29 protein-coding genes are annotated in these 25,661 nt (G+C 33.9%); 15 read left to right on the top strand and 14 right to left on the bottom strand.

Features of this window, described 5'->3' with window-relative positions; translation table 11 throughout:
- The first annotated feature begins 91 nt into the window (after nucleotides 1-91).
- On the top strand, nucleotides 92-673 hold the full coding sequence (locus Q1A01_RS14230; protein ID WP_299682127.1) for a hypothetical protein: 582 nt from the start codon (nucleotides 92-94) through the stop codon (nucleotides 671-673).
- A 62-nt stretch (nucleotides 674-735) separates the two neighbouring features.
- Here Q1A01_RS14230 and Q1A01_RS14225 read toward each other — a convergent pair whose 3' ends face one another.
- The 3 genes from Q1A01_RS14225 to Q1A01_RS14215 form a co-directional block, all read right to left on the bottom strand.
- A complete protein-coding gene (locus Q1A01_RS14225; RefSeq protein ID WP_299682125.1) occupies nucleotides 736-1,260 on the bottom strand; it encodes an SRPBCC family protein in 525 nt (174 codons plus the stop codon).
- 103 nt (nucleotides 1,261-1,363) lie between these two features.
- The gene (locus tag Q1A01_RS14220; protein ID WP_299682122.1) at nucleotides 1,364-2,074 is read right to left on the bottom strand and encodes an ATP-grasp domain-containing protein; all 711 of its coding nucleotides are present in this window, start codon (nucleotides 2,072-2,074) and stop codon (nucleotides 1,364-1,366) included.
- A gap of 37 nt (nucleotides 2,075-2,111) precedes the next feature.
- Nucleotides 2,112-2,603, bottom strand: coding sequence for a hypothetical protein (locus Q1A01_RS14215; RefSeq protein WP_299682119.1), 492 nt, complete (start codon nucleotides 2,601-2,603; stop codon nucleotides 2,112-2,114).
- A gap of 278 nt (nucleotides 2,604-2,881) precedes the next feature.
- Between Q1A01_RS14215 and Q1A01_RS14210 the strand changes: the two genes are divergently transcribed.
- The 8 genes from Q1A01_RS14210 (at nucleotide 2,882) to Q1A01_RS14175 (ending at nucleotide 8,004) form a co-directional block, all read left to right on the top strand.
- Nucleotides 2,882-3,202: a hypothetical protein gene (locus Q1A01_RS14210; RefSeq protein WP_299682116.1), complete on the top strand. Its 321-nt coding sequence runs from the start codon at nucleotides 2,882-2,884 to the stop codon at nucleotides 3,200-3,202.
- Between the two features lie 193 nt (nucleotides 3,203-3,395).
- On the top strand, nucleotides 3,396-3,779 hold the full coding sequence (locus tag Q1A01_RS14205) for an acyl-CoA thioesterase (RefSeq protein WP_299682113.1): 384 nt from the start codon (nucleotides 3,396-3,398) through the stop codon (nucleotides 3,777-3,779).
- A gap of 12 nt (nucleotides 3,780-3,791) precedes the next feature.
- Nucleotides 3,792-4,340 (top strand): Crp/Fnr family transcriptional regulator, encoded by a 549-nt coding sequence (locus tag Q1A01_RS14200; protein ID WP_299682110.1) that lies wholly within the window; start codon nucleotides 3,792-3,794, stop codon nucleotides 4,338-4,340.
- Between the two features lie 162 nt (nucleotides 4,341-4,502).
- Nucleotides 4,503-5,138 carry a DUF6796 family protein gene (locus Q1A01_RS14195; protein WP_299682106.1) on the top strand — a complete coding sequence of 212 codons (636 nt, stop codon included), beginning with the start codon at nucleotides 4,503-4,505 and terminating at the stop codon, nucleotides 5,136-5,138.
- A 76-nt stretch (nucleotides 5,139-5,214) separates the two neighbouring features.
- The gene (locus tag Q1A01_RS14190; protein ID WP_299682104.1) at nucleotides 5,215-5,928 is read left to right on the top strand and encodes a class I SAM-dependent methyltransferase; all 714 of its coding nucleotides are present in this window, start codon (nucleotides 5,215-5,217) and stop codon (nucleotides 5,926-5,928) included.
- Between the two features lie 165 nt (nucleotides 5,929-6,093).
- Nucleotides 6,094-6,792: a metallophosphoesterase family protein gene (locus Q1A01_RS14185; RefSeq protein WP_299682102.1), complete on the top strand. Its 699-nt coding sequence runs from the start codon at nucleotides 6,094-6,096 to the stop codon at nucleotides 6,790-6,792.
- Between the two features lie 150 nt (nucleotides 6,793-6,942).
- Complete coding sequence (locus Q1A01_RS14180) at nucleotides 6,943-7,077, top strand: hypothetical protein (RefSeq protein ID WP_299682100.1); 135 nt, start codon at nucleotides 6,943-6,945, stop codon at nucleotides 7,075-7,077.
- A 390-nt stretch (nucleotides 7,078-7,467) separates the two neighbouring features.
- Nucleotides 7,468-8,004 carry a phosphoglycerate mutase family protein gene (locus tag Q1A01_RS14175; protein ID WP_299682098.1) on the top strand — a complete coding sequence of 179 codons (537 nt, stop codon included), beginning with the start codon at nucleotides 7,468-7,470 and terminating at the stop codon, nucleotides 8,002-8,004.
- Between the two features lie 46 nt (nucleotides 8,005-8,050).
- Here Q1A01_RS14175 and Q1A01_RS14170 read toward each other — a convergent pair whose 3' ends face one another.
- Nucleotides 8,051-8,842, bottom strand: a complete 792-nt coding sequence (locus Q1A01_RS14170) for a DUF6503 family protein (RefSeq protein WP_299682095.1) — start codon at nucleotides 8,840-8,842, stop codon at nucleotides 8,051-8,053.
- A 90-nt stretch (nucleotides 8,843-8,932) separates the two neighbouring features.
- On the opposite strand from Q1A01_RS14170, the gene smpB reads away from it, so the two are divergent.
- The 3 genes from smpB to Q1A01_RS14155 all read left to right on the top strand — a co-directional run bounded on the left by smpB (nucleotide 8,933) and on the right by Q1A01_RS14155 (nucleotide 12,699).
- Entirely contained in the window at nucleotides 8,933-9,400 is a 468-nt protein-coding gene (gene smpB, locus Q1A01_RS14165; protein WP_299682092.1) for an SsrA-binding protein SmpB, read from the top strand.
- Nucleotides 9,401-9,417: 17 nt separating this feature from the next.
- Nucleotides 9,418-10,005: a DUF1877 family protein gene (locus tag Q1A01_RS14160; protein ID WP_299682089.1), complete on the top strand. Its 588-nt coding sequence runs from the start codon at nucleotides 9,418-9,420 to the stop codon at nucleotides 10,003-10,005.
- A 198-nt stretch (nucleotides 10,006-10,203) separates the two neighbouring features.
- Complete coding sequence (locus Q1A01_RS14155) at nucleotides 10,204-12,699, top strand: DUF5686 and carboxypeptidase regulatory-like domain-containing protein (protein ID WP_299682086.1); 2,496 nt, start codon at nucleotides 10,204-10,206, stop codon at nucleotides 12,697-12,699.
- 25 nt (nucleotides 12,700-12,724) lie between these two features.
- Here Q1A01_RS14155 and Q1A01_RS14150 read toward each other — a convergent pair whose 3' ends face one another.
- Together Q1A01_RS14150 and Q1A01_RS14145 are read right to left on the bottom strand one after the other, a co-directional pair.
- Nucleotides 12,725-13,072: a hypothetical protein gene (locus Q1A01_RS14150; protein WP_299682083.1), complete on the bottom strand. Its 348-nt coding sequence runs from the start codon at nucleotides 13,070-13,072 to the stop codon at nucleotides 12,725-12,727.
- 61 nt (nucleotides 13,073-13,133) lie between these two features.
- Nucleotides 13,134-13,601, bottom strand: coding sequence for a DUF1572 domain-containing protein (locus tag Q1A01_RS14145; protein WP_299682080.1), 468 nt, complete (start codon nucleotides 13,599-13,601; stop codon nucleotides 13,134-13,136).
- 128 nt (nucleotides 13,602-13,729) lie between these two features.
- Between Q1A01_RS14145 and Q1A01_RS14140 the strand changes: the two genes are divergently transcribed.
- Entirely contained in the window at nucleotides 13,730-14,404 is a 675-nt protein-coding gene (locus Q1A01_RS14140; RefSeq protein ID WP_299682077.1) for a class I SAM-dependent methyltransferase, read from the top strand.
- Between the two features lie 122 nt (nucleotides 14,405-14,526).
- Here Q1A01_RS14140 and Q1A01_RS14135 read toward each other — a convergent pair whose 3' ends face one another.
- The 8 genes from Q1A01_RS14135 to Q1A01_RS14100 form a co-directional block, all read right to left on the bottom strand.
- A complete protein-coding gene (locus Q1A01_RS14135) occupies nucleotides 14,527-15,162 on the bottom strand; it encodes a CPBP family glutamic-type intramembrane protease (protein ID WP_299682074.1) in 636 nt (211 codons plus the stop codon).
- 175 nt (nucleotides 15,163-15,337) lie between these two features.
- Nucleotides 15,338-17,242: an FAD-dependent oxidoreductase gene (locus tag Q1A01_RS14130; protein WP_299682071.1), complete on the bottom strand. Its 1,905-nt coding sequence runs from the start codon at nucleotides 17,240-17,242 to the stop codon at nucleotides 15,338-15,340.
- A gap of 267 nt (nucleotides 17,243-17,509) precedes the next feature.
- Nucleotides 17,510-18,271, bottom strand: coding sequence for a DUF2182 domain-containing protein (locus tag Q1A01_RS14125; protein ID WP_299682068.1), 762 nt, complete (start codon nucleotides 18,269-18,271; stop codon nucleotides 17,510-17,512).
- A complete protein-coding gene (locus Q1A01_RS14120) occupies nucleotides 18,268-18,741 on the bottom strand; it encodes a hypothetical protein (RefSeq protein ID WP_299682065.1) in 474 nt (157 codons plus the stop codon). Before Q1A01_RS14120 ends, Q1A01_RS14125 begins: the two co-directional genes overlap by 4 nt.
- Before the next feature lie 146 nt (nucleotides 18,742-18,887).
- Nucleotides 18,888-20,381, bottom strand: a complete 1,494-nt coding sequence (locus Q1A01_RS14115; RefSeq protein ID WP_299682062.1) for a tyrosinase family protein — start codon at nucleotides 20,379-20,381, stop codon at nucleotides 18,888-18,890.
- 346 nt (nucleotides 20,382-20,727) lie between these two features.
- Nucleotides 20,728-21,321: an RluA family pseudouridine synthase gene (locus tag Q1A01_RS14110; protein WP_366520101.1), complete on the bottom strand. Its 594-nt coding sequence runs from the start codon at nucleotides 21,319-21,321 to the stop codon at nucleotides 20,728-20,730.
- Nucleotides 21,322-21,620: 299 nt separating this feature from the next.
- Nucleotides 21,621-22,784, bottom strand: a complete 1,164-nt coding sequence (locus Q1A01_RS14105; RefSeq protein WP_299682059.1) for a hypothetical protein — start codon at nucleotides 22,782-22,784, stop codon at nucleotides 21,621-21,623.
- 156 nt (nucleotides 22,785-22,940) lie between these two features.
- Nucleotides 22,941-23,129: a hypothetical protein gene (locus tag Q1A01_RS14100; RefSeq protein ID WP_299682056.1), complete on the bottom strand. Its 189-nt coding sequence runs from the start codon at nucleotides 23,127-23,129 to the stop codon at nucleotides 22,941-22,943.
- Between the two features lie 359 nt (nucleotides 23,130-23,488).
- Here Q1A01_RS14100 and Q1A01_RS14095 point away from each other — a divergent pair, with 359 nt between their 5' ends.
- Complete coding sequence (locus tag Q1A01_RS14095; protein WP_299682053.1) at nucleotides 23,489-25,033, top strand: NAD(P)H-hydrate dehydratase; 1,545 nt, start codon at nucleotides 23,489-23,491, stop codon at nucleotides 25,031-25,033.
- A 65-nt stretch (nucleotides 25,034-25,098) separates the two neighbouring features.
- Nucleotides 25,099-25,635: a DUF2199 domain-containing protein gene (locus Q1A01_RS14090; protein ID WP_299682051.1), complete on the top strand. Its 537-nt coding sequence runs from the start codon at nucleotides 25,099-25,101 to the stop codon at nucleotides 25,633-25,635.
- Nucleotides 25,636-25,661: the final 26 nt, after the last annotated feature.

The raw sequence follows: 25,661 nt of genomic DNA, 5'->3' as shown, positions 1-25,661 counted from the left end.
CTAATTTAATGAAATTATGAAATTTTTATTATAAATTGAGGCTAAATGATTTTCATAGAAATTGATTAATTTTAAATAAAGTCTAGAGTTAATGAATGTTTTTTATTTTATAGTAGCCATTTTCATTAGTTTTCCCATTTATAGTCAAACGCAAGAGGATTTAAATGCTATTAGAGGTGTAGAAATATATCTTTTTAAAGAGATATGTAATAATCCGAATTCGTTTTATAAGTTACCTAAAGAAAAACAAGATCAATTATTTAATGATTACGATTCTTTTAAAGAATTTCCAGTCGAATATTGTCCTGATTATATAAATTTAAAAAAATGTAATTTACAAGAAGATCCATTTCTGTTAGGTTCTGATATTAAATCTTTCAATTGGAATACAAAAACATTAGTCTTAAGTGAAGAAGGGAAGTCTAAGTTATCTACTATTAAATTTAAATACTTTGGAGCACCATTTTCTCTAAAAATAAAAGGAGAACACATTTTTAATGCTTGGTTTTGGTCTATTGGATCTTCGCAGATATGCTCTCGTGTTTATGGTAAACTTATGCCTAATACAAATTCAATAAATTTAAGATTTGCCAAAGGCTTTGGTTGTGGACCTAATCCTTTGGAGGATGAAAATATTACTGCAAAAATAGTTTCTTTACAGCATCAGAATTAAGAATTCATAGGGTTTTATCTTTCTTTTTTTGCTTTCGCGAAAGCGTATAACTTATAGCTTAACTATTCAGATGAATTCCCTTCAATTAAATTTTTCAAATTCATTAAGTTTTTATCTTCCTGCTCAGACATAGCGCCTTTCATAAAAGAAACCATTGATTTAGCCATGATACCATTTCCTGTGGTTGTTGATTTTGAAGAGATGACTGTTTGACCATCTTTTTCTTTAAAAGACATTTCATAATCCATGTTCATAAAATCCATGGTAAAGGTCATTGCCATAAGTTCATTTTCTTTTACTGCGGTAATGGTTTCTTCCATAGTCATTTCTTCTCCTTGTTCTTCAATATATACTTTAGAAACAGCGCCTACGGTATTGGGTGTACCACTTACGGGTTCGATTTTTTTAAAACCTTTAATCCATTTTGGTAAATTGGTCTCATTATTCATTACAGACCAAGACTCTTTTGCAGATGCGTTTACAGTAATTTCATTTTCATAGGATATAGAAGGCGTTAAAAGTCCTTTTGCTATAAATACGATTCCTAGTATGAGAATAAGGATGAGTAAATATTTTAAGTATTTCATAATGAGTGATTTTGGTTAGTTGTTTTTTATCACGATTTACTATATCTATAGAGATATATTGATTTTCATTATAACAATGATGTTACTAAAGTTACTAAATTTCTTAAAAATGGTTTGTAGTGGCTTCTCGTATTCCTGAAATTACTTTATCAGGATGACATCCATTTAATCCAGCACCCCAGCTAGCGTTAAACTCAATAATAAACCAGCCATTTTTTGTATTATAACCTACATCAATAACATAGGTGTTAGGTAACTCAACAGTGTGGTTGCTTAAAAAATCGTGTAAGAATTTTTTAGCATCTTTAAGATCAGCACTTCCTTCATAAAAAGCTAGATCAAGTATTTTATTTTGTAATATAAAGGCTCTGACTTCTACATCTATTTGTAAAATTTCAGATAGAATAATGGCTTCTTCTGGAGCAATACCTTTCGTTTCTTTTAAGAATTCTGTATAAGTATTATATACTTGGGATGTGAATGTTTTAGGTTTTACGGGCTTTATAAATGTAGGAAATAGTGACTCTTCTATAGTGGCTATTGGTAGTGTCATTATTTTTCGTTTGATCCACTTCTGAGAGATCTTACTTATGACTTCATCTTTAGGCTCAATGAGTGTTACACCAATTACCTGAGCTAAGACAAGACTAAATGTATCAATACCATATATGGTCACTCTTTTAGCATCAATTGTTGGGTGCTCCCAGAATTTATCAACTCGTAGCACCTCTCCGCCATTATGAATCCATGTATTGGCAATAGCATCGCGTTCAATGTCTGCTTTATCAGGAATTAATAATAGCTCGTTTTTCATGGTGATGAAGATACATATGAAATCACTATCACCATATTTACTTATTAATATTTTCTAATTCAGCAATACGCTGGTCATACATCTCAAAAATAACCTCGGGATTCCAGGTATCTGTTTCTGTTTTTCCATGTCCATGAGAAATATAAGTAAGAAGTTTTCCATCTTTTGCGTAAAACTGACAATACCATGGTATTTGTAAAAAGTGATTTTTGGGAATGTAGTTCTCTGTTTCTTTAGCATATATTAAAGAGTGATCCTTCTCAAAATAGATTTCTTGGTAATAGGTTTCGCCTTTATAGGATGCTATTTTTAAAATTCGATACCCATTTTCTAATGTACAGATACTCCAAAATTCTGTTTTCCCATGAATATCAGTGATAGCATCTACTTGATTATAACATTTTTTTTGTTGTTTTTGAAACAACTCATTCATCTCAGATCTGATTTTTTCTTCCTTCTCATGAGGAGTTTGTGACTGTATGGTTCCTACACTGAAGAGTAGTAATAGAATTAGAAAGGTATTTCTCATTGTTGTGAAAGGAAGTTTCTTGTTTTAGCTATTATAAATAAATTTTCTTCTATGTTATCTTATAATGATAGTAAATGTAAGTTATTAAAAATCTTGTACTATAAAAAACTGCTCTCGTTATAAAGATTTTGGCACTCATACTATTTCACCCAAATATCTTAAAATGTGTTTCGATATTTGAAGTGTTGACGTGTAACTAATTGATATAAATACGTTTATAGACGCGTAGTTTCTTGTCAACACTCCAAAATCATAATAACCTTTTAAAAACAATTAACATGGGAATCGTAACATCCACTATTTATTCAACTACAGCAGAAGCAGCAATGACTCAATTAGAGTTTTCAACTGACTTTCAAGGCAAAACAGCAAGCGTAACAATTAGTCTTGTAAAAGAGGGAACTGTTGTCAATACAACAACCTATAATTTATCTCCTGATCATCTTATTGATCAGTTATCTCAAAAAGTTACAGATATATACTATGAGGGAACACTTACTCTAGCTACAAATACGAATTCAGTTGTGTTTTCTGGGAGTTGTGTGTGGCAAAATGTAACTTCTTTTAGAGCAGTAAATGTAGCGATAGCTTACAGATAATATACATAAACAATACTGTAAAAGGGAGATTCTTGTAAAGGAATCTCCCTTTTTTACGTACACTAATTATATATTATGGATTCGCTTTCGCGAAAATGAATACAGGCTGTTTTTATTTTCGCGAAAGCGGAAAAAGTAATATCGATACTCATTTTTTTAAACGATCTTAGCATAGAAATAACAGAGGTATCTTATGACGAATCAAGAACGTATAGAAGCATCAAAAACTACCATTTTTAAAGCTGTATTCCCGAATACCACAAATCACTATCATACCTTGTTTGGAGGGACGGCTATGCAATTGATGGACGAAACGGCCTTTATCACAGCGACTCGTTATAGTAGACAACAAATGGTGACAGTTAGTAGTGATCGAATTGATTTTAAAAAACCAATTCCTGCAGGTACTATTGTAGAATTGGTAGGAAAGGTATCGTACTTGGGTACTACAAGTTTAAAAATACGTGTAGATATTTTTGTAGAAGAAATGTATACGACCTCTAGAGAAAAAGCAGTGTCTGGCGAATTTACGTTTGTAGCGATAGATGAAAATAAACAGCCCGTAAAAATCAAGTAATGTATACGTGTGATGAATGATTTTATTGAAAAATTAGGAACATTTTCTGAAGAAGATATAGCCATTCTAGAAAAGGAAGTGCAACAGCACATGTGTGCCAAAGATACGTGTCTATTAAAAAAGGGAGAAGTATGCTCTTCTGTTTATTTTGTTAAGGAAGGTGCCGTTTATCATCACACTACAGATAAAGACGGAAACCTACACGTAATTGATGTAAACACGACAAATGATTGGGTGTTAAATCATAAAAGTTTTACATCCCGAAAACCTTCAACATATCAAATACAGGTATATGAGGATAGTGAACTTTATGAACTATCGATTACATCTATTCATAAACTTATTGCATTATCTCCATCATTTCTTCAAATGGGAAAACTATTAGAAGTGGTAACATCTAGGCTTCGCTTTTTTGATGGTAACTATACAGCAGATGAGAAGTATGCATATATTCTAAGCAACAAACCAGAATTACTACAAAAGTTTCCTCAGATGATCTTAGCATCTTATCTTAAAATGACTCCAGAAACACTAAGTCGTGTTCGTAAAAGAGTGTCATAATTGTAAAGCAATTTTTTTTCCTATATATGTTTTAAGAAAGTGTTTCATCTTAATGTTTTAGAGATTTAATGTCTATTTAGAATTACGTTCTTGATCTTAATCAAGTGTATGTGTCTGTTTTCTGCTAGATATTTGACACCATACATTTAAACATTATATTTTATGAAACAACAAGGATATAAAGTTACAGGTATTTCTCTTATTTCAGGGTCAATACTCGTTATTCTCACCATGGTATTACACCCCTTAGGTGGTAGTATAGAACACATTATTAACATCACAACATTGATTATAGTTACGCATGCCTTGGCTATTTTTTGTTTGCCTTTTATTTTATTTGGATTTTATGGGTTAACAATGAAGCTAATGGATGAAAGCAAGGTATCGGTACTTGCATTTTTAATGATTCTCTTTGGTTGTGTTGCCGCTATGTTTGCAGCATTGGTTAATGGATTAACAGTGCCTTATTTTTTAGGAAAATACACAGATCGGTTAGAAGAGCATAGGGAAGTGTTAAATGTTGTATTAAACTATAGTTTTGCCATTAATACCTCTTTAGATTATATTTTTATTGTTGCTTTCTGTTTAGCTATTGCAGTATATGCTATAGTCATATTACGTACTCATAAACTTCCTAAATGGATGGGGTATTTTGGATTGTTATTTATCATCTTTGTAATTATAGGTGTCTTAACAGGTTTTGTGTTCACTAGTTTAGCAGGATTTAGAATTGTCGTTTTTAGTCTTGCAGCATGGATTTTGAGCGCAGGTATTTTAATTACACGATCAAAAGTTTAAATTTTGGGTCTAAAAAGAACTTTTTAGACTTCTTGCTTCTTTTTGTATCTCAAAAAAAGCATTACATACAATATATATGATGAGTAAAGAAAAGATTAAACATACATATGATGTTTTAGCAGAACGCTATAATGCACTAATAGACCATAAACCACATAATGCCTACTATGATAGACCCAATACGTTAGGATTGATAGAAAACCCTAATGGCAAAAAAATATTAGATGCTGCTTGTGGACCAGGAAAATATGCAGAAGAGTTATTGGCTAAAGGAGCAGAAGTAGTAGGTTTTGATATAAGTCCTGAGATGATCAAATATGCTAAAGAGCGTAATCAAAATAAAGGGGCATTTTTTGTACATGATTTAGAACAGCCTTTTGAATCATTAGAAGAGCATACGTTTGACACTGTTGTATGTGCCTTAGCCATGCATTACATTCAAAATTGGGATAAGACGTTAGAGGAGTTTTATCGTGTCTTAAAACCCAACGGACACTTAGTGATGTCTATAGAACATCCATTTTTTGAGTATACCTATTTTAAATCCAAAAACTACTTTGATGTAGAGCCAGTTTCTTGTACTTGGAATGGCTTTGGATTTCCCGTTGAGGTACACAGTTACAGGAGATCACTTCAAGACTGTATTCATCCGTTATTGAAGAATGGATTTATGCTCGATACGTTATTAGAGCCTAAACCTGTAGCTGCATTTGAGAAATTAGATCCAAAACATTTTAAAGAACTCAATGAGTTTCCTGCGTTTATGTGTATACGAGCTATTAAGAAGTAACGTCTTTAGGCTTCCTCTCCTAGTGAGAGAGGATTAAGGTGAGAGCTTTTAATGCGAGGCTCATCATTACTAAACTTGTAAAAGACCAAACAACAGTATTTCTTGTATTGTCCTTACGTTAATTAAGCAATAACGCTTCCTTAAAATAGTTTCTATATTTACACTATGGATAGGAAAATATGTATCAGTGATATTCATGGATGTGCAGCAACATTTAAAGCATTGCTAGCACAATTACAGTTTACAAAACAAGATACGTTATACTTATTAGGAGATTATATAGATAGAGGTCCAGATTCTAAAGGAGTGATTGACCATATTAATGTCTTACAAGAACAACAGTATCAAGTTGTGGCATTACGAGGGAATCATGAACAAATGCTTATAAATGATCATACTGCCGAAACAAAATGGAGATGGCATGATATGGGAGATGAAGCACTTTTAAAGAGTTTCGGATTAAAAAACCTCAAACTACTCCCGTTATCGTATATCGATTTTTGTAATGCATTGCCTTATTATCATATAGATGATGAGTTTATAGCTGTGCATGCAGGAATGAATTTTACACATGATCATCCTTTAGATCATTTGGAGGAGTTGATGTGGATTCGTAATTGGTATGATAACATCAATTATGATTGGTTGAAAGGAAAAATAATCATTCATGGGCATACTCCATTAACAAAGTTTGAAATAGAAACTCAATTTAAAGACTTAGCTAAGACACAGGTTTTAAATATAGATTGTGGTGCTTTTATGTCACAACAAAAGAAAAATGGTTTAGGATATTTATGTGCCTATGATATCACACACCAAAAATTATATTTTCAAGAAAATATAGATGAAAATTGTAAATACTAAATAATGAGCTCAATATATGTTCATAAATTCAGTCTCATCTTTTGACGGTTCAGTCTTTAAAAGTTACACTTCAGGAGACATTTTAAAAAATCTTGTAACAAATATTTTTTTTAAACGTCTTTTAAGTATCAATCAATAAATCAAAATCTTATGAAAACTGAAGCATCAACAGAAACTCGAAACCCAAAGAATTATAGGCGTAACACCTTATTAGGAATCTATGTGATTTTAACAACTACATTTGTGAGTGCCTATACACTGATTCAATTAATGACAGTGGTATAAAATACAAAATCTGCGTACGAGTACGCAGATTTCATTCTTCATCATAGCAGATTTTTAATGTCTTTAAAACATCAAAAATGATGAATTGTTTTTCCTATCTGTCGAGTAGGATATTATATCCTTACAGAAAAATTGAAAATTTTTATTTTTTTTAAAAATTACTCGGAATAGCTAACGGAATACGGTACAACAAAAAGTTGTAGATACATATCAAATACTTTTTGATAGTAACGTAGCACCACTACAATTCAACCAAACAATGTATTGTACATTTTAAGCGCATATTAAAATGAAATACGATCTTCGCTTAATCACCGAAGATCTTCTGTTTACTGTTCCGAGTTTCATATAATACTGTATTTTAGCATATATCTTATAAACTTTATCACTATGCGCTATTTATCTATATATGTATTACTTTTTATAGTTTCTTTTACAAGTTGTAAAGAAGAGGCTGTACCTGTTATTCCAGAAACTATAATACCAGAAGTAACAACCACAACGTATTACTTAATAAGACATGCAGAAAAAGATCGTAGTGATTCAGAAAATAGAAATCCGTCACTTATAGCAGTAGGACAAGAAAGAGCCAATCGTTGGGCAACGGTATTTAAAGATGTTTCTTTTGATATGATTTATAGCACAAACTATGCGCGTACTCAAGAAACAGCAGCTCCTACAGCGACTCAAAAAGGTCTTGAGGTACAATCGTATGACCCTAGAACATTATTTGATGAGAATTTTCAAAAAGCAACTGAAGGTAAAACAGTTTTGGTAGTCGGGCATAGTAATACCACACCTATGTTTGCAAATGCTATTTTAAAAGAAGAGCAATTTGAACAAATTGATGATACGAATAATGGGAATCTTTATATCGTAACGCTAACAGGTGCAGAAAAATCTGCACAATTATTACATATTAATTAATCACTGGGTGATTGAGTAATTTTGAAATAAACTGTATTGCAACTACCTAGTGATTAGTAATAGGAGTTACTTCGGGGTTTTCTGTTTCTATAGTAGATAATAACTTCAATTCCTTGTTTTCAAACTGAGCATCTAGATCTGTAAGTGGTGGGAACTGCGTTTTAGGCTTATAATTACGATAATCTACAAAGCGAACTCCGTTTACAATGCGCTCATTGAAAGCTTCTCTAAAACGAGTGCCTCCTTCGTCTACTTGGTAGTTATAGGCTATATAATCTACCGTAAAATCTTCGGTGGCAATCCAATACATGTATTGATCTTGAAAATCTTCTCCACCGCCTTCTTCAGCAAATGTCACTTTTACACGGTAGTAAGATTGTCCTTTTACATCATGTATATCAATCAGTTTCTTGGTAACAGCAGGATCATTAAGTCCAAATGGCAATACCGAAAAGTAATGTACAGAATTTACACTGTTGGCATATTTCTGTTTCATACTATCGGGTATTTGTATGAGTACGCTTTCGCGAAAGCGTGTAAAATCTCCTTTATTATCTAACACATCACGTTGTAAGATACATTCCTTATCCATGCAACGCTCAAAAGTGCGCTCGCCATTCTCACGGGTAGCTCTGTAATATTGATCTCTGAATTTAAATTGAATGCTTGCATTCGCGATTGTCGTTCCTCCACTTTGTACAATTGCATTGTCTACAATTTCTTGTACACTAGGGGTTTTGGGAGTACAAGAGGCAAGTATTAGGATACCTATGAATGCAATAATGCTAACTAAATTATGTGTTGTAAAGAACTTTTGAACGTTATTTTTTGAGATCATGATGAGATAAAATGTAGTCGTATATATATCAAGTTAATTTTGGAAATAGTATTCAGTCTCAAAAGTAGCATTTTCATTACATTTGTCCTGATGTCAAAACCAAATACAGTAAATATATTAAATAAGCGTGCACGCTTTGAATATGAGATTTTAGATAGACTCACCGCAGGTATTGTACTTGCTGGTACCGAGATTAAATCCATACGAGAAGGAAAAGCATCTATTGCCGAAAGCTTTTGTGAGTTTAATGATCACCAAGAGCTTTTTGTGATCAATATGACCATACAAGAATATTCGCATGCGACCTATTTTAACCATAAACCCAAGAGTGAGCGTAAACTTTTATTAAATAAACGCGAACTCAAAAAATGGGAACGAGAAATAAAAAAATCTGGATTGACCATTGTACCGCTTCGATTATTTACCAATGATAAAGGATTTGCAAAACTAGAAATTGCGTTGGCTAGAGGTAAGAAAAATTATGATAAACGTGAGGTTATTAAAGACCGTGATAACAAACGAGATTTAAGTCGTATTAAGAAAGCGTTTAATAATTAAGAATTTCGAATTGTAACATGGCAATAGATATATCATTAATAGCCGTGCCTATTCAAATTACAGCTATATTTCAAAAAATTAATGATAGGCAAGACTCTGAATATGGGGACGCCTTGTTTAGTCTTCCTAATGCCTTTGAATCTGATTTTAACGATTTTGGTCATCCAGATTGGATAGACTCTAAGCAAGATTTACAGCAGTTACTTCAGTACTATCCAACTCAAACATTTGAAAGTAAATATTATGTGGATCTAAAACGGGTTTTTGGCGTTTTGGAATATCTAATTGCACATTACAAAAATGATGAGAGTATATCATTTTTTAATGATGGATTGCCAATAAGTGATTTAAGAAGCGGACAAGGTTTTTTATTGAAATATTGGAATCAGGAAATACTTAAGAACAAGCGTATATTGATAGAAAATATTCAATATGATGATCTCATAAAACAGTATAATTATAAAAAAATGGAAGCCTCAGGTGTTTATAAAATAAGCCAAATACATGCGCACAAGAATTCTATTAAGTTTCTATTTTTGGAGCTAAAAGAATTTATGAAGCATGCAGAGGCATTGGGAGGATTTGTAATTATATCTAGCACTTAAAAAACATTTAATAATTAACTTATTACATCATTTACATTCTTAATTTATCTAAAAAGTATATAAGATGTTAAGTTTATGTGTTTGTTAGTCAATAATTTATATTTTTCGCGTCTTCCTAAAATAATCACAACTAACATTTTTTTAAGAAGTTAGCGTTACTAAGTATAGTTTCTTTGAAGCGCTAACTAAAAAACAATCATGACTAAAACTACATTAACCATTCTTTTTTCTTTTTTTGTTTCTATAATTTCTGCTCAAATTGTAGGAACCGTACGTGATGATAATGGAGAATCACTCCCTTTTGTAAATATTTATTTAGAAGATTCTCAAGAGGGAACTACCACAAATGGAGACGGCCAATATGAATTAGATGTACTAGGTTCTGGCGCTGGAAGAAATGCAACAGCACAAACGTATACTGTGGTATTCCAATTTTTAGGGTATACAACCATACGCAAAGAGATTACAACAAAAGATTCTAGATACACATTAGATGTGGTCTTGATGCCAGAAACAACATCACTGGATGAGGTGATTGTTGAAGCCGGTGTAAATCCTGCCGATAGGGTAGTACGTGCTGCTATTGCCAAACGAAAAGCCAACTTAGATAAACTGAGTGAATATACCGCTAGTTTCTATTCAAGAGGGTTGTGGCAAGTAAAAAATGCACCAGAAAAGTTTTTAGGTCAAGAAGTTGGCGATTTAGGAGGAGGTCTTGATTCTACACGTACAGGAATTATCTATTTAAGCGAGACTATTTCTGAAATTGCATATAAACGACCCAATAATTTTTCAGAAAAAATTATAGCTAGTAAAGTAAGCGGCGATGATAACGGGTTTAGTTTTAATACCGCTATTGATGCTAATTTTTCATTTTATGAAAATACCATTGAGATTAATACACAACTTATATCGCCTATTGGGATAAATGCATTTTCTTATTATACCTATAAGCTTGTGGGTACATTTTATGAAAATGGAAGAATTATCAATAAAATAGAAGTTACCCCACGTCGTCCTAAAGATCGTGTCTTTAGCGGGCTTATCTATATTGTAGAGGATGAGTGGCAATTATATGGTGTAGATCTTGCAACTAATGGAGAAGCTATTCAAGTACCTATTGTAGAAAGCCTCAATTTTAAACAAAATTTTAAGTATGATGAAACCTATAAACAATGGGTGAAAATCTCTCAAGTAATAGATTTTAGTTTTGGTCTCTTTGGATTGAAAGGTGATGGTCGCTTTACCGCTGGATACAGTGATTATAATTTTGAACCGAATTTTACAAAAAACTCCTTTACGAATGAGGTGCTTTCTTTTGCAGATGAAGCCAATAAGAAAGATAGTGTGTATTGGGAGGAAAAACGCCCCGTACCTTTAACCACTGTAGAGACTGAAGATTATCTTAAAAAAGATAGTATTCAGGTAATTCGGAAATCTAGAAAATATCTAGACTCTATAGATGGACGTACTAATACATTTAAAATCTTAGATCCTATTACAGGATATACCTATACAAACACATTTAAACGTTGGCGTTTCGGGTATGATGGTCTTTTTAATGGGGTAAGTTATAATACCGTACAAGGATGGAATGGAGAGACAGGACTTAATTATTTTACGTGGAGTGACGATGATTATACAAAGACATTATACGCTTTCGCGAAAGTAAACTATGGATTCTCAGATGATAGATTGCGATATAAAGCTGGTTTCACAAGGCAATTTGATCAGAAAAAGAGGGCCGTTTTAAGTGTAATAGGAGGTGTAGAAACCAAACAGTTTAATGAGAATAATCCAATAGCAAATTCTGTAAATACAGTAGCATCACTATTTTTTGAACGGAATTATTTAAAGATATACGAACGCTCTTTTGTTGATGTGGCCTATTCGCAAGAAATCTTTAATGGTCTCAGATTGTGGGGAAGTGTAAGTTACGAAGACCGTAAAGGCCTTGCTAATACTACAGATCAGACATTTTACCCAAAAGATGATATTGTTTTTACGAGTAACAATCCAAGAGATCCTCAAAACCTTTTTGATCCTACAGGAGTTCTAGACCACACAATTGTAAAAACAAGATTGAGTGCACGTATTAATTTTGGACAAAAATATTATAATTACCCAACGGCAAAATTTAATATCCCTAATGACCGATATCCTACCTTATTTTTAACCTATGAAGGCGGACTTGGATCTGATGAAGATCGATTTAATTTTACGCAATTAAGTGCTAGTTTACGACAAGGGTTTAATGTAGGGAATAAAGGACGTTTTAACTACAGATTAAATGCTGGAACATTTTTAAACTCAGCTAGTGGCGCTAGTTTTATAGATTACCAACACTTTAATGGAAATCAAACACGAATCAATTTAGACGGGAATGGTTTAAATCGTTTTAATCTGCTACCCTATTACGAACGTAGTACGAACAAAGGGTATTTTGAAGGACATGTAGAACATAACTTTAAAGGATGGGTATTGGGTAAAATACCAGGCTTAAATAAACTTAATTTTAATCTCGTTGCAGGTGCTCACGTATTGAGTACAGCAGATAATAGACCGTATACTGAGTATTCTATTGGATTGGATAACATTGGATGGGGTAAGTTTCGTTTTTTACGCGTAGACTATGTGCGCTCTTCAGGACTTGGAGCTAACGATGGAGCTTTTGTATTTGGAGTGAGTTTTTAATAGGTAATAATCGTTATACGGGTCATTAAGTTGTAACTAGCTTGACATAGGTCTTACCATCCGTGCCAACATAATTGCTATTGTATACTCTTTTTCCTGCAATAGCAATTACTTTTTGAATATCTTCTGGCGATCCAGCAAATACGATATTCATGATTTTTGGAGTGTCACTTGGTAAGAAATCAGAAACATATAACCCGTACGTGTCTAGTATATCTTCTAGAGGATATTGTGTGTCTTCTCCTTCTTCTAATTCAAGAGAGAAGGCTATTTTACATTCAAAGTCCTGAGGGTTGTTTTTGTAAATACCATCTTTTAGTATAATAGGCGTTGTTTCATTTTTCGGAGGTGGTAAGATTTTGATATTTTTCATAAAACATGACTTGTTTTTTAAAGACTAAATACGCTTTCGCGAAAGCGTATACAACAACAGCTTACTGTGCTCTCACAATCTTCTTAAGTATCGCAATCTGCCCTAAATGATAGTGTGTATGTTCTACAATACCTTGTATATTTCGATAGTAATTACCATACTTGGGATCAATAAAATCTTTCCAAATTTTAGCTTCAGGGAGTTGTTCTATAAGCGATGCAAAATGATCTGCTGCTGTATAGGTTTTTTCTAAAAAAGTATCCCAATCTTTTTTTGACTGGATAGGAGGGTGGTCAAAGCTAAATTTGTCTTTTCCATCTAAGGAGCCACCTTCCAATACTTGAGTAACTGTATGTACATAATAATGAATATGATATGCTAGTGTAGCTATTGTATTACATTGATATACTTGTGTAGTGGCTTCTTGCCATGTCACATCAGCAAGCTGATCTTTAAGATTGGATGAGGTCCAATTTCCAGAGAAATAAACATCTCTTAGATGTTTGGCGATATGTTTGCTGGTGCTCATTTGTTGTTTTTATATGTTTAAAAATACAAATAATAGTCATCTGCTATATTTAAAGTTGACAAATTCGTATTCATATGTTGGTGAACATGCATATTCATAGTTTCCTAATGTGTATCATTGTATAACTTATGAAAAAAGAAGTGCCAAAATCCATAAAAACAAAAAAGCCTTGGCCTACAAAAGCGGCTATGAAACAAGTGTATGAACTACATTTGTGGGGCGGGGAAGAGGGGTATTATTCAGGTGAAGGGTCACATCATCCTGACATTATAGGACCCTATATAGAAACGGTTATTTCATTTTTAAAATCATTTAAAAAACCACTAACAATATGTGATTTAGGGTGTGGAGATTTTAATGTAGGAAAAGAACTGGTTGCATATACTCAGCAATATATTGCTGTCGATATCGTACCAAACCTTATAATACACAATAAAGAAACCTTTACAGCAGAAAATTTAGAATTTCATTGTTTAGATATTGCTACAGATAAATTACCTAAAGGGGATTGTGCTATCATACGACAGGTATTTCAGCACTTATCCAATACTGAAATACATGCTATTTTAGAAAAGTTAAAACACTTTGCTTATATAATTCTTACAGAACATCTTCCTGAAGGAGATTTTACACCGAATAAAGACATTATCTCAGGGCAAGGAACTCGATTAAAGAAACAAAGTGGCGTAGACGTATTACGATCACCTTTTCATTTCAAAATCAAAGAAGAAAAAGAACTCCTAGCGATTGTATTACCGAATGCTAAAGGAGTTATTAAAACTACCTTATACACTCTTTTTTAAGCTTTCAAGGTGTAAAATGACGAAGAAGTTTATACTGAGTTTATCGAAGTATGAAATCAAACTTGTGAGACCTGTCTGCCGGTTCACGACCATCGGGAGAATGAAACGATAAAGTAAAAAAATTACCCATAAATGAGTTTTCCGAAGGTGTCTAAAAAAGGATCAGTATCCATTACAGTATAGTAAAAGAGACCACCTAACCAACCGTGAAAAAGACCTAAGACATATACATTTCGTTTTTTTAAATAGACATATCCATAAAATATAGCAAGGATAAACGTCGCTATAATGAGCCACCAAAACGGATAATGTACTCCTGCAAGCATGAATGCTGCAATTAAAATGATAATTGGCTTACTGAGCTTAGGAATGTTTAAGTCGCTTAAATTTCCTGCTAAAAGTGCGATTAGTAAAAATTGTTGAATCGTACCCCAAATAGGATAGCTTATTAAAATAGGAATGATATGCCATGTTACGTTTATAGTTCCTTGGATACTACCAATAATAATCATAGAAAGTATCCCAATAACTCCAAAAGGCAATACTATTTTTAAAACCTCTTTAAAGTTATCTTTTCTAAATCCCCAATTTTTAAAAATATTTGGAGTGACACGCCAACGGTATATGATATAGAGAATCCAAAAAAGAGATGCCCCTGCGACATAGGGAAACCTCCATCCTAAATAATCCATAAACACAAACTTTCCAATGGCTGTTAGAAAGACGGCTATAATTTCTAATAATTTTCTTGATATCATTTATTGCTACCTATTAATAATGCAAATAGCTTTATGCTCTATAATGAGGTATAGGTCTTTGATTTAGAAGATATGTTACTATTTTGATGATATAAATAAAGCGATGATGCATGTATACATCATCGCTTTATGTTTTTCGTCTAGATATATTCTACGCGATATATGCTTTTGAGTATTAAATACCTTCTACCATTAGTCGTGTATCTGGTAAACGTTGTAGTGGTGCAATTTCTAGTTCTGGTTTTGCCATACGACTTATTACTTTGATAGCTGCAGCAATAGCGCCTTCTTGCCAACCAGGTAAGGATGAAATTTGATCTCCTACTATAAAGAAATTAGGAATACTATATGTGTCACTTTCTTTATCATAGATTCCTGACCCTTGAGAGATCGCATTATATTGTTTTGCAGCATATGTTGATTCTCCTACAGCTTGCCAATAGGCCCATCCACCTTTTATATAAGGCATATTTTGCCAAGCGATAGCGAGTCCGTCTTCTAGTCCGTTTCCAAACTTTTTATCAAATTTTTTAGCATCTTCTCGTGCATGATGTAATCTTTTCTTTATTGGCATTTTTCCCCATCGGTGAGCTATTTTGTCAAAATTATAAGCTCCAGTAAGCACTCCTTTTTTGTCTTGATAAGCCGTAGATGGATACCAAATTTGTTGAATATCATTATCCGTCCAAGAGATACCTCCAAAAATAGGAACCACCCCAACTTCTGAATCTTCTACAGATCCAGTAGTAGGATTAATAGGACTTCCTTGCCATAAGTGTCTATCAGCTTGCCAACCTACTTTGGTTGTATTTGCTAGGAAATGTGGGACATATTTATCTTTTCTAGGTTTGTACCCAGGTGCCTTGGTAGGTGTAAATTGTGCAACATACACTGCTTGAAGAGCATCTTTAAATCGACCTTCAAAACCACTGTTTCCTTTTTCCATAAGTGATTTTGATAAGATCCCTTTTAAGAATGGCATTGCGAGATTACACACACAATAATCAGCTTTATATTCAATCACTTCTTCTGTTCCCACTTGGCTGACATGGATTTTAAACTTCTTGCTGTCTTCGCACCAATCTATTTTCTTAACAGGGCTATTTAAATGTATATCTCCACCCAGAGCAGCAACTTGTTGAGCAAAGGCATGTTGTACTTGATCCATACCACCTACAGGTTGAAATAAGGTAGGTTGCCATAAGAAGTCTACGGGTTGATAAAATCGAGTTTTTTCCCAAAACTTAGATTCTAGTAAGTTGTCAAAACTCAATACATCGGCAACGATTCCTGCCGCAACGCCCGGTAATACTTTATATCCTGCACGAGTTTTTCCATCTTCAAATCCAGGAGTTCCAGCCGTAGCAGCATACTTTCCATCTACATCTAATTCTCCAAAACTAATCATCAAGCTTTGTAATTCTTCAACTCTATTTTCTAATTCATCTTGATTAATTCCTAAATCTGGATTAGAAAGTAATTCTTCTGCCTTATCATATACCATATGGGCTAACCAACCACGTGTGTTGTGATCTAAGCGACGATAAACCATTGCTTCTCCTCCAAAGCTGGAGTCTCTTTGTACAAGATTAGATTCAGAATTCATCACATATACCTCTACTTCTACAGAGAATTTTTTAAGGTAATGTAAGAGTCGTTTATGACTACTAGGAATACGGCCAGGACCTGCATTTAGATAGGGTTCAGCATCACCTGTAGGTCTTTTAAAACGAACTACTTGAGATTCTCCTGGTTTTGAATCAAATAGTTTACTGTCTTCATCTTCTGTCAAAACATCACCAGTACGTAAACTTAAACAACGTCCGCCTGTTCTATTCTGAGCTTCTAATATGGTTACTTCAGCACCTGATTTTTGAGCTAGTATTTCATAAGCGGTTGTGAGTCCTCCTACGCCTGCACCGATAATGATGACCTTTTTACCTTTAAGCTGACCTGGTTTGAGTGGTATTGCTTTATCTGTGATCTCGTTTTGTTGTTTCGTTGCCTCTGCTAAAGCTGCAAAAGCAGTAGCTCTTGGGTTGTCTTGTAAAAAATCTTTACGACTTTTATATTGTGCCATGATATGTGAGTTTTAATGATCACTAAACTTACATATTTGATAGCGAGGTGTTTCGAGGGTTTTTACGTGTTTTTTTATTGCTTTTATACGCTTTACCGCTACGCTCTCCCTTTTGGTCGTGAACCTGCCTGTCGGCAGGTAGGTCTCGTAAACTCGATTTCGCGAAAGCGTATATCAAAAGATGTCCAATATTTATCCTATTATGAATTACTTTTTAGGTTTTTAAATCATGAGTTACTACTAATGGGTATTAGTATGAACAGGAACCTATAAAGTTTGACTTAGTTTTAGTTTTGTCTGCGCTTTAAGGATACGCCAAAGTTTCATTCTGAAGTCAAAACGCCAGCGAGGTAATTGTGGCTGTTCCATATGCTCACTCACCATCATAAACATAACGAGTAGCATTGCTAAATTATGTCCTTGTGGAAGTAACATGGGAAACCACATGAGCGCCCATCCCGAACCAAAACACCAAATACCATGTTCCATACCAAAGAGACAGGCATCTTTACTAGCAGACCATCCAAAAGCTTTAATAGCTCGATGATCATGCCCTAGATTTAAAAATCGTTGCTTGATAGGAGAAAATTGCCATACTATTGCAATACCACCAATGATGAGTGCAGGGATATATGAACCTGGCATTTTGTTAGTAAGTGTAACTATGATAAGATTCATAAAGAGTCCAACAATCGTCCAGATGAATACATATCCTGTAATAAACAAAATAATAGATGAGATGCGTTTGCGTTTTAAACTTTTTAAATAGATATGTTCAATGGGGGATATTAGTTTTGGAAGCATCATAGCTACAACCATAATGATCCAACCTATCATAAGCCCAGAAATAATAGCAGTATTTGTTGTGTTTGTCATTTCCATATGACCTTCGTGACCTCCATGGCTACCATGTCCGCTATGACCACCCATTATATTGAGTGGATCAAAAAGAAGAATCATCCAGAAGAGAAAGCTAACGGTAATTACTACGAAGCTAATAGAGTTTGTAAGGTTTTTAAAAATTTTCATATTTTCTGTTGTACGCGATAGATGTTAATTTTTTCTATAGTTATATCTTGAGGTTTTGACAATGTTCTTCGTGGGTACACATGAACAACTACTGTTTGTGAATCTATAGTATCTGTGAGATAAAGTTCTTTGATGACATCTGTTACATCTATCGTAAAAGAAAGTCCTTTCCCACCTTGTTCTTCCCTAGAAGCAGTATCAAGGCCATATAATGAGAAGTGTCCAACCTCTTTTTTATTCAACGATACATTTAAAATAGTAGCATCATCAGTACCTCTTACATTCTCTAAGGTTAAAAGGATTTGATCATTTTGATCAGTTGTCTTTTTTATAGATACTTGATTAAAGTTTTTGCGTAATGCTTTTATATGATCAGGCGCTAAATCTATCTGGGTTTGTATCCCAGATAGATCTAATACATGTTGCCCTGTACTCATTCCAATACAATCTGTAATTGTGGTATTCTTCATGGGTTTATTTTGTGTCACGTCCTGAGAATCATTTGTTACTGATGTAACATGATTACATTGTGTCAAGAGCATAATACCACATAAGATACTACATAAAATAATGAGGCGTCTTAAATCGTAAAATATACGCTCCATATTTGTCATAATTATTCTCTATGTATACTCATTCTGCCAATACTAATCGTATGTTCTTCATTGATTGCACGCATAGGAGTAATGTCTACATCTAGAGAGCTTACATCAAGATTATTATTCAAATGTAAATCATCAATGATATGTGTAATATTCACTACAAATGTTAAGCCGCTTCCTCCGTGATGTCCATCTCTCTCAGAAGCATCAAGCAATCCAAATAATGAAATCTTTCCTGCAGATTTACCATTAACCGAAATAGTAAGAATGTTTCCATCTTCGGTTCCTTTAACATTCTCTATTTCTAGAAATACTTGATCAGGTATATTGGCTAAACTAGCACTTCGTAGACTTTTAGAGACATTTTTCCAAGATGTAGTATCCATTTTTACGCTAACGGCTAGTTTGTTACCAACCAATTGATGTTTACCTTTAGACACACCAACGACTTCTGAGGCTTTTTCAATTTTTGAACGCATTGTAGGCAAGTCACCTTCAGGAACTGCGATGCCCAATTTATTCATTCGTAAGGTGAATGCATCAAATCCTTTGGCGACAGAAGTTGCTTCCCGTTCATCATATCGATAATCTAATTCGGCCATGTTAGTCATTTCTCTTGGAGTAAATACCCAAGGGCTTTTATCTGGATTCGGCATAACAAATTCTCGTTCTCCAACAGCCGCAGGACCATTGAGCCAATTAAGTTTTGTAGGGTTCTTATTTCCGTCAGCATTCCAATCTGCCCACATACGATCTATATTACAATGATGTAAATAAAATATAGGATCGAGTGCAGCAGATCCAGGATATGACATTACACCTCTTGAACCACCTACTAGCGTATGAACTAGATTATGCGGATTTGCTTCTAGTTTTCCACTGCTGTACTTGCCTCCGTGCCAAAATCCTGTTTCAAAACCACCATATCCAGCATCCATACCGTCTCCCGTATAAAATTCTGCATCCTGACATTTATTTGTAATGTCACCTTCTGGGATATAGATATTCCTATCTTGATCAGGACCATATCGAGCTTCTACAAATAAAGGATTAGAAGTGCCATCTGGTAAGGTATGCTCGGCAAAAGCTGGTGGCATTCTATTTTGATTACCTGGTCCTAGATAATTCCAGTAAGGTAATGCCCAATCTGTTGGGCCGCCAAGGGCTATAATTTCTTTTCTTAAATGTGTTTCTATAGCAATAAGATATCCACGATGCCAAGGTGGGAAATACCAGCTTTGGTGCTGACATTGATTCCAGTATTTCTCTTGAACAGATTGTGAGGGTCGAGGAGACCTTGGAACAGGAGGAGGAGAAGGGATTTCAGCCCAAGGGAATCTTCCTCCGTCTAAATATTCTCCGTGAATAGCGGCAAAAAACCACCAACTATTCTCTTCGTTTAATGCACGGGATTGCATTACACGAACCCCTTTTGCATACCATAATAAATCAGGATTATTAAAGGTGCCATTGTCACCCCAAGCATTTTTTCTTACATAATCAGCCATAATTTTTATATAGTTTTTTAGAATTACAGACATCTATACTGCAGGAGTAGCATTCTCAAAATACTTTGTAAAGTATTTTATTTAAATGGTTAGAAGTCTATTTTGGTTGGAACTAATATAATGTATAATTGTATGGTATTGAGTATATTGTGATTATTTTTTTGACGAATTTTTAAAATATACCTTGTAAAGGGGATACATCAGATATGATTTCTGAGTGAGAGGTATGGATATCTTCAAAGGGTTTTTATGCTCCGAGACTTGTTACGAAGTAGTTTACTAAAATGAAACTGTAACTAAGGCTATGCTTGAATTTAAAGATAACATGTAATGATAATGCAATTGCTTATTCCAATCCTTTAAATATTTTTAAGAATCGTTGTGGAAGCTCATTTTCTATTGTTAGTACTTCCTTTGTAAATGGATGTGTAAAGTTTAAAGAATGCGCATGTAAATACAATCCTTTTCCTTTTAGAATTAAAGAAGGAATACCATATTCTTTATCTCCTAAAATGGGGTTTCCTATACTCGCAAGATGTTTTCGTAATTGGTGTCTTCTACCTGTTAAGGGACTCAAATGTACAAGGTTGAGTTGACCAAACCTTTCAGAAGGAACAGATGTATAACACGTATATTGTGATTGCGCTTCCTTGCCATCTATTGAGGAAGTGATGCTACCTTTATCTTTCATGGTGCCTATTGTAACTGCATAGTATCTCTTTTGTATGCTTCTATCTTCAAAGAGCTTATTGAGTGCGCGAATACTATTACTGGTTTTTCCAATTAATAAAATACCAGTAGTTGCATAATCTAAACGATGTACAGGTTGTGGTGTTGTAGCATCAGGAAGGTCACTTGGTTGTATATTTTGAGGCAATGCATTGGCAATGGTTTTAAAACTATTACCACTCACTAAAATACCAGCAGGTTTATGAACTATTGCTAAATAAGCATCTTCAAATAGTACCTTCAGTGGAAAGATGAGTTCTTTTTTTGGTGTTACTTTTTCTCCTATTACTAAGGTTATACGTTCTCCTCCATGTATAAAAGTTGCTGAGGTTGCAATGCTGTCATTTACCTTAATATATTGTTTTTTGAGCGCCTTTTTTAAAGCTGATTTTGTTGCAATAGCATCAAAAATACCTACACCATATTCTTGAAGCCTAATAGGTGTGACTTGTTTTGTAGCAATATGAATTTCTGTAAGTCCGATACCTTTATGAGTGTTATTCGTGTAGATTACTTTTCTACTATAATTTTTATGCGATCATCTGTTTCGTTTAAAAATGGATCGGTGGCAGTAAATACTACTTCAAATTCTCCGATTTCCTTAGGTTGAAATGCTAATGTCATTTTTTTAGCATCAAATGTCGCCCAACTTAGGGTTTCATTTTTAAGACGAATAGTTAGTTTCTCGTTATCAATATCTTTAAAATAGTCTGAAGGTAGTGTTACTGTAGTTTCTTTACCCACTTTAATAGTTGTTTCTATAATTGGATTAAAAACAAAAGGTTTAAAAACCTTCTGTGTACCTACCCAATAAATATCTGCTTCTGTCATCAAAGACTCATTAAACATGAGTGTCGTATAAAACAGGAAGTTATTATCATTAGAAACAAAGGGCCTTCTTTCCCAATGTGTAGTATTGATGATGGTATCCAATAATCTAGGTGTTGTCCAATTGCTTTTTGCATCCTGATAACTGATCCATAAATCAGGCCCTTTTTCTAGAGTGCTATACCTGCTAAAAATGATATAGCGTTCATCAGGAGCAACATAAATACTCTCTTCATCACCTCCAGAACTAATAGTTTGTATGCGTTTGGCATTTGTATAGAGGCGATTATCAAGAGTTGAAACATACAAATCGGCGAGTCCATTGCCATCTCTGTTTGATGAAAAATAAATAGTATTATTTAATGTCATACAAGCAGAAGCTTCTCTGGTAGATGTATTAATAGCGCCATTCACTTTTTCAGTATAATTCCAGTAGTTATTATTCTTATTATATATCCAGATATCTGTAGTGTAGTTACTAGAGTCTGATTTGCTTTTGGCATAGAGTAATGATCTTCCATCAGGAGAAAAATAGGGCAGAAATACACTTTCTCTTTTAAGTGGGCCAAAAATATGGGGTGCAGTCCATTGTCCATCTTCTTTTTTAGCATAAAATATATCTCCGCTAAAATCGTCTTTGTCTAGGATTCCAAAAGCTACTTCTTTTGTGTCTGGTGTAAAAGAAATACCGTGTTCTAATCTTCCTTTTACAGAGACGAGATCTGGCGCAAAAATCACAGGAATTGTATCAGGTTCTGATTGTCCTAGATAATCAATAGTTTCAGTAGGTGGTTGACAACCTATACATCCAAAAACAAGAATGAGCGCTAGAAATAGTTTAGTCATTAAGGAATGTCTTTTTACGTTTTTTATAATGTCCAATGCTTTTTTATATGCAACGTAACGGGTAAAAAGATACTATATTTTTTGAGGAAATACGGCATAAAAAAACCTCTATTAAGAGGTTTTGTATAGATTGGTATTACTAAAACTACATACTCATTAATAGCATAAACCGTCTCCATAATCTTCATCAGTCCAGCTAATACACCTTCCAGCACAATCACAAGAAGAATATATAGGACATTCTGCATCGCTTTGACAAGAATAATTAGAAGCTCCTGAAATTGATTTTAATTCGCTATTGTTGAGAATACGCGCTCCTTTAATGGTTAAGATACTTTTTTTCATAATTGTATTTTTTAAGTGATTCGTGAAGTAAACTCATTTATGAAGGCTTTTTTTTTAACCCTTCATAAATGAGTTTACTTTAAAAATACGAATATCATGTAACTAATTGTTTAATAATATGTTAACTTTATTTTGAGGAGCTTGGTATATGAAAATATAACTATAGAAAAGAGATGTTATCACACTTTTTTGTTATTTATAAGGCGTTATTATATTCTAAAAAGTTTTAATGGTATTCTTTCTGTATACGCTTTCGCGAAAGCGTATAAAAACAACTTCTCAATAGCCCTAAAAAAGTAGTATTTTTACGACAGGAGTCATAAGATGGCTCGACAACTTATAAATAGAGATAAGATTTCATGAAAATATTTAGTAGAGCACAGATATACGAAGCCGATAAAGTCACTGTAGAAAAAGAAAACCTTCCTTCTATCAATTTGATGGAACGTGCAGGAGGTTATATCTATGAGTGGGTACATGAACGTTTAAAAGGTGGGCAAGTGCCTATCAAAGTTTTCTGTGGTATTGGTAATAATGGAGGCGATGGAATGGTGCTGGCACGTTACCTGATAGAAAATAACTACAATGTGACAACTTATGTTGTAAACTATAATACAAAACGTGTTCCTGATTTTCTAGAAGCTTACAGTCGTTTAAAGTCGGCTACCAAAAATTGGCCTGTAGTAATTAATGAAGGAGATGAATTACCTGCGATTGGTGCGCAGGATATTGTAGTAGATGCCATTTTTGGGATAGGTCTTAATAGAACAGTACAATATTGGGTCAAGGCTCTTTTTACAGCAATTAATGCATCTAATGCATATGTGTTGAGTATTGATATCCCTTCGGGTATGTATATGGATATGACACCGCAAGAAGGCGATGTTATTATTCAACCGCGTTTTACCTTAAGTTTTCAAGCACCAAAATTACCATTCTTTTTACAAGCAACGGCTCCAATTATGCAGGCTTGGGATATTTTGGATATAGGACTCGATCCAGAATATTTGGCAAAAACACCTACAGATATAGAGCTTATTGGGAAACAAGAAGTGATTCAGATGTATCGCAGTCGTAGTCAGTTTTCGCACAAAGGAATGTTTGGACATAGTTTATTAATAGGAGGTAGCTATGGAAAAATGGGTGCTATTGTACTCGCAAGTAAAGCTGCAATGCGTGCCGGAAGTGGTATGGTTACAGCTTATGTGCCACAAATAGGAGTGCCTATTTTACAAACGGCATTACCAGAAGTAATGGCAGAGACCGATAATTTTAATGGAAAAGTTTTAGAAGAAATAGATTTCCAAACAGAAGCCAATGCTATTGGAGTAGGACCAGGTATGGGAACTGATCCAAAAACGGTAAAAGCGATGGAAGCATTTTTAAAAGCACAAAAAAATCCTATGGTGATTGATGCTGATGCGATTAATATTATTGCTGCCCATCCAGCACTTTTAGCAGATGTGCCATCTTTATCTATTTTAACTCCTCATATGGGAGAGTTAGCTCGTTTAATAGGTCCTTGGGAAGATGATTTTGATAGATTAGAAAAAACGGCCAAGTTTGCTAAAAAGCATGACATTGCTATTGTTATGAAAGGAGCACATACCATTACTACCTATGATATGAAATTATACATTAATGATTCCGGAAACCCAGGGCTGGCAACAGCAGGAAGCGGTGATGTACTCACAGGAGTTATTACGGGATTACTGGCGCAAGGATACCATCCTATGGAAGCCGCATTAATGGGAGTGTATTTTCATGGAAGAGCAGCCGATATTGCGATTAATCAATACGGTATTGAAGGACTGATGGCTGGCGATGTAACTGAGTTCTTAGGAAGAGCTTATATGGATCTATTTGCCAAACCAGAACAACCACAACCACAGCAGGAAGGGTAACATTAAGTATTTATTATAATATAGCATGGTTTAAGTATACTTTCTGTAATAAAACGACAGATCTAATGTTCTGGAAACGAAAGAAACATATATCGACAGCATTTAAATGTGTTGAATGTGGACAGGTGCATTCAGACTGGCCAGCTTTAGGGTTTAAATCACCTTATAAGTATCACAATTTAACTGCCGAAGAAAAAGAAATCATTGGAAAATTAACGACAGACTTTTGCGAGATTCATCTTGAAGATCAGATAGATAGATTTATAAGAGTGACATTAACCCAAAAAGTAAATAACACTTGTGAAGATTTGGACTATGGACTTTGGGTATCGTTAAGCGAAAAGAGTTTCTTAGATTATAAAACCAATTTTATGAATGAAAATCATGAGACTGGATATTTCGGCTGGTTGTGTAGTCACATTCCAGAATATGATAATACCTTATCTATTCCTTGTGATGTTATCACAAAAAGTGGAAATCAAAGACCTGAAATTTTTCCTCATGAAAGTTTTGATCATCCATTTGTTAGAGATTATTACCATGGAATTTCACAAGTAGAGGCTGGAAAAAGAATAGAAAGAATGCTTGGGAAAATAATGTAATGAACTTCTAAATCTTACTACTTAGT

This window comes from uncultured Dokdonia sp., assembly GCF_947492815.1.
GTDB lineage: Bacteria > Bacteroidota > Bacteroidia > Flavobacteriales > Flavobacteriaceae > Dokdonia.
This window is presented reverse-complemented; position numbering and strand designations above follow the sequence as displayed.

Excerpts from the sequence above, each read along its gene's own strand:
- Q1A01_RS14230 (WP_299682127.1), top strand. The coding sequence starts at position 92 with ATGAATGTTTTTTATTTTATAGTAGCCATTTTCATTAGTTTTCCCATT.
- Q1A01_RS14225 (WP_299682125.1), bottom strand. The coding sequence starts at position 1,260 with ATGAAATACTTAAAATATTTACTCATCCTTATTCTCATACTAGGAATC.
- Q1A01_RS14220 (WP_299682122.1), bottom strand. The coding sequence starts at position 2,074 with ATGAAAAACGAGCTATTATTAATTCCTGATAAAGCAGACATTGAACGC.
- Q1A01_RS14215 (WP_299682119.1), bottom strand. The coding sequence starts at position 2,603 with ATGAGAAATACCTTTCTAATTCTATTACTACTCTTCAGTGTAGGAACC.
- Q1A01_RS14210 (WP_299682116.1), top strand. The coding sequence starts at position 2,882 with ATGGGAATCGTAACATCCACTATTTATTCAACTACAGCAGAAGCAGCA.
- Q1A01_RS14205 (WP_299682113.1), top strand. The coding sequence starts at position 3,396 with ATGACGAATCAAGAACGTATAGAAGCATCAAAAACTACCATTTTTAAA.
- Q1A01_RS14200 (WP_299682110.1), top strand. The coding sequence starts at position 3,792 with ATGAATGATTTTATTGAAAAATTAGGAACATTTTCTGAAGAAGATATA.
- Q1A01_RS14195 (WP_299682106.1), top strand. The coding sequence starts at position 4,503 with ATGAAACAACAAGGATATAAAGTTACAGGTATTTCTCTTATTTCAGGG.
- Q1A01_RS14190 (WP_299682104.1), top strand. The coding sequence starts at position 5,215 with ATGATGAGTAAAGAAAAGATTAAACATACATATGATGTTTTAGCAGAA.
- Q1A01_RS14185 (WP_299682102.1), top strand. The coding sequence starts at position 6,094 with ATGGATAGGAAAATATGTATCAGTGATATTCATGGATGTGCAGCAACA.
- Q1A01_RS14180 (WP_299682100.1), top strand. The coding sequence starts at position 6,943 with ATGAAAACTGAAGCATCAACAGAAACTCGAAACCCAAAGAATTATAGG.
- Q1A01_RS14175 (WP_299682098.1), top strand. The coding sequence starts at position 7,468 with ATGCGCTATTTATCTATATATGTATTACTTTTTATAGTTTCTTTTACA.
- Q1A01_RS14170 (WP_299682095.1), bottom strand. The coding sequence starts at position 8,842 with ATGATCTCAAAAAATAACGTTCAAAAGTTCTTTACAACACATAATTTA.
- smpB (WP_299682092.1), top strand. The coding sequence starts at position 8,933 with ATGTCAAAACCAAATACAGTAAATATATTAAATAAGCGTGCACGCTTT.
- Q1A01_RS14160 (WP_299682089.1), top strand. The coding sequence starts at position 9,418 with ATGGCAATAGATATATCATTAATAGCCGTGCCTATTCAAATTACAGCT.
- Q1A01_RS14155 (WP_299682086.1), top strand. The coding sequence starts at position 10,204 with ATGACTAAAACTACATTAACCATTCTTTTTTCTTTTTTTGTTTCTATA.
- Q1A01_RS14150 (WP_299682083.1), bottom strand. The coding sequence starts at position 13,072 with ATGAAAAATATCAAAATCTTACCACCTCCGAAAAATGAAACAACGCCT.
- Q1A01_RS14145 (WP_299682080.1), bottom strand. The coding sequence starts at position 13,601 with ATGAGCACCAGCAAACATATCGCCAAACATCTAAGAGATGTTTATTTC.
- Q1A01_RS14140 (WP_299682077.1), top strand. The coding sequence starts at position 13,730 with ATGAAAAAAGAAGTGCCAAAATCCATAAAAACAAAAAAGCCTTGGCCT.
- Q1A01_RS14135 (WP_299682074.1), bottom strand. The coding sequence starts at position 15,162 with ATGATATCAAGAAAATTATTAGAAATTATAGCCGTCTTTCTAACAGCC.
- Q1A01_RS14130 (WP_299682071.1), bottom strand. The coding sequence starts at position 17,242 with ATGGCACAATATAAAAGTCGTAAAGATTTTTTACAAGACAACCCAAGA.
- Q1A01_RS14125 (WP_299682068.1), bottom strand. The coding sequence starts at position 18,271 with ATGAAAATTTTTAAAAACCTTACAAACTCTATTAGCTTCGTAGTAATT.
- Q1A01_RS14120 (WP_299682065.1), bottom strand. The coding sequence starts at position 18,741 with ATGAAGAATACCACAATTACAGATTGTATTGGAATGAGTACAGGGCAA.
- Q1A01_RS14115 (WP_299682062.1), bottom strand. The coding sequence starts at position 20,381 with ATGGCTGATTATGTAAGAAAAAATGCTTGGGGTGACAATGGCACCTTT.
- Q1A01_RS14105 (WP_299682059.1), bottom strand. The coding sequence starts at position 22,784 with ATGACTAAACTATTTCTAGCGCTCATTCTTGTTTTTGGATGTATAGGT.
- Q1A01_RS14100 (WP_299682056.1), bottom strand. The coding sequence starts at position 23,129 with ATGAAAAAAAGTATCTTAACCATTAAAGGAGCGCGTATTCTCAACAAT.
- Q1A01_RS14095 (WP_299682053.1), top strand. The coding sequence starts at position 23,489 with ATGAAAATATTTAGTAGAGCACAGATATACGAAGCCGATAAAGTCACT.
- Q1A01_RS14090 (WP_299682051.1), top strand. The coding sequence starts at position 25,099 with ATGTTCTGGAAACGAAAGAAACATATATCGACAGCATTTAAATGTGTT.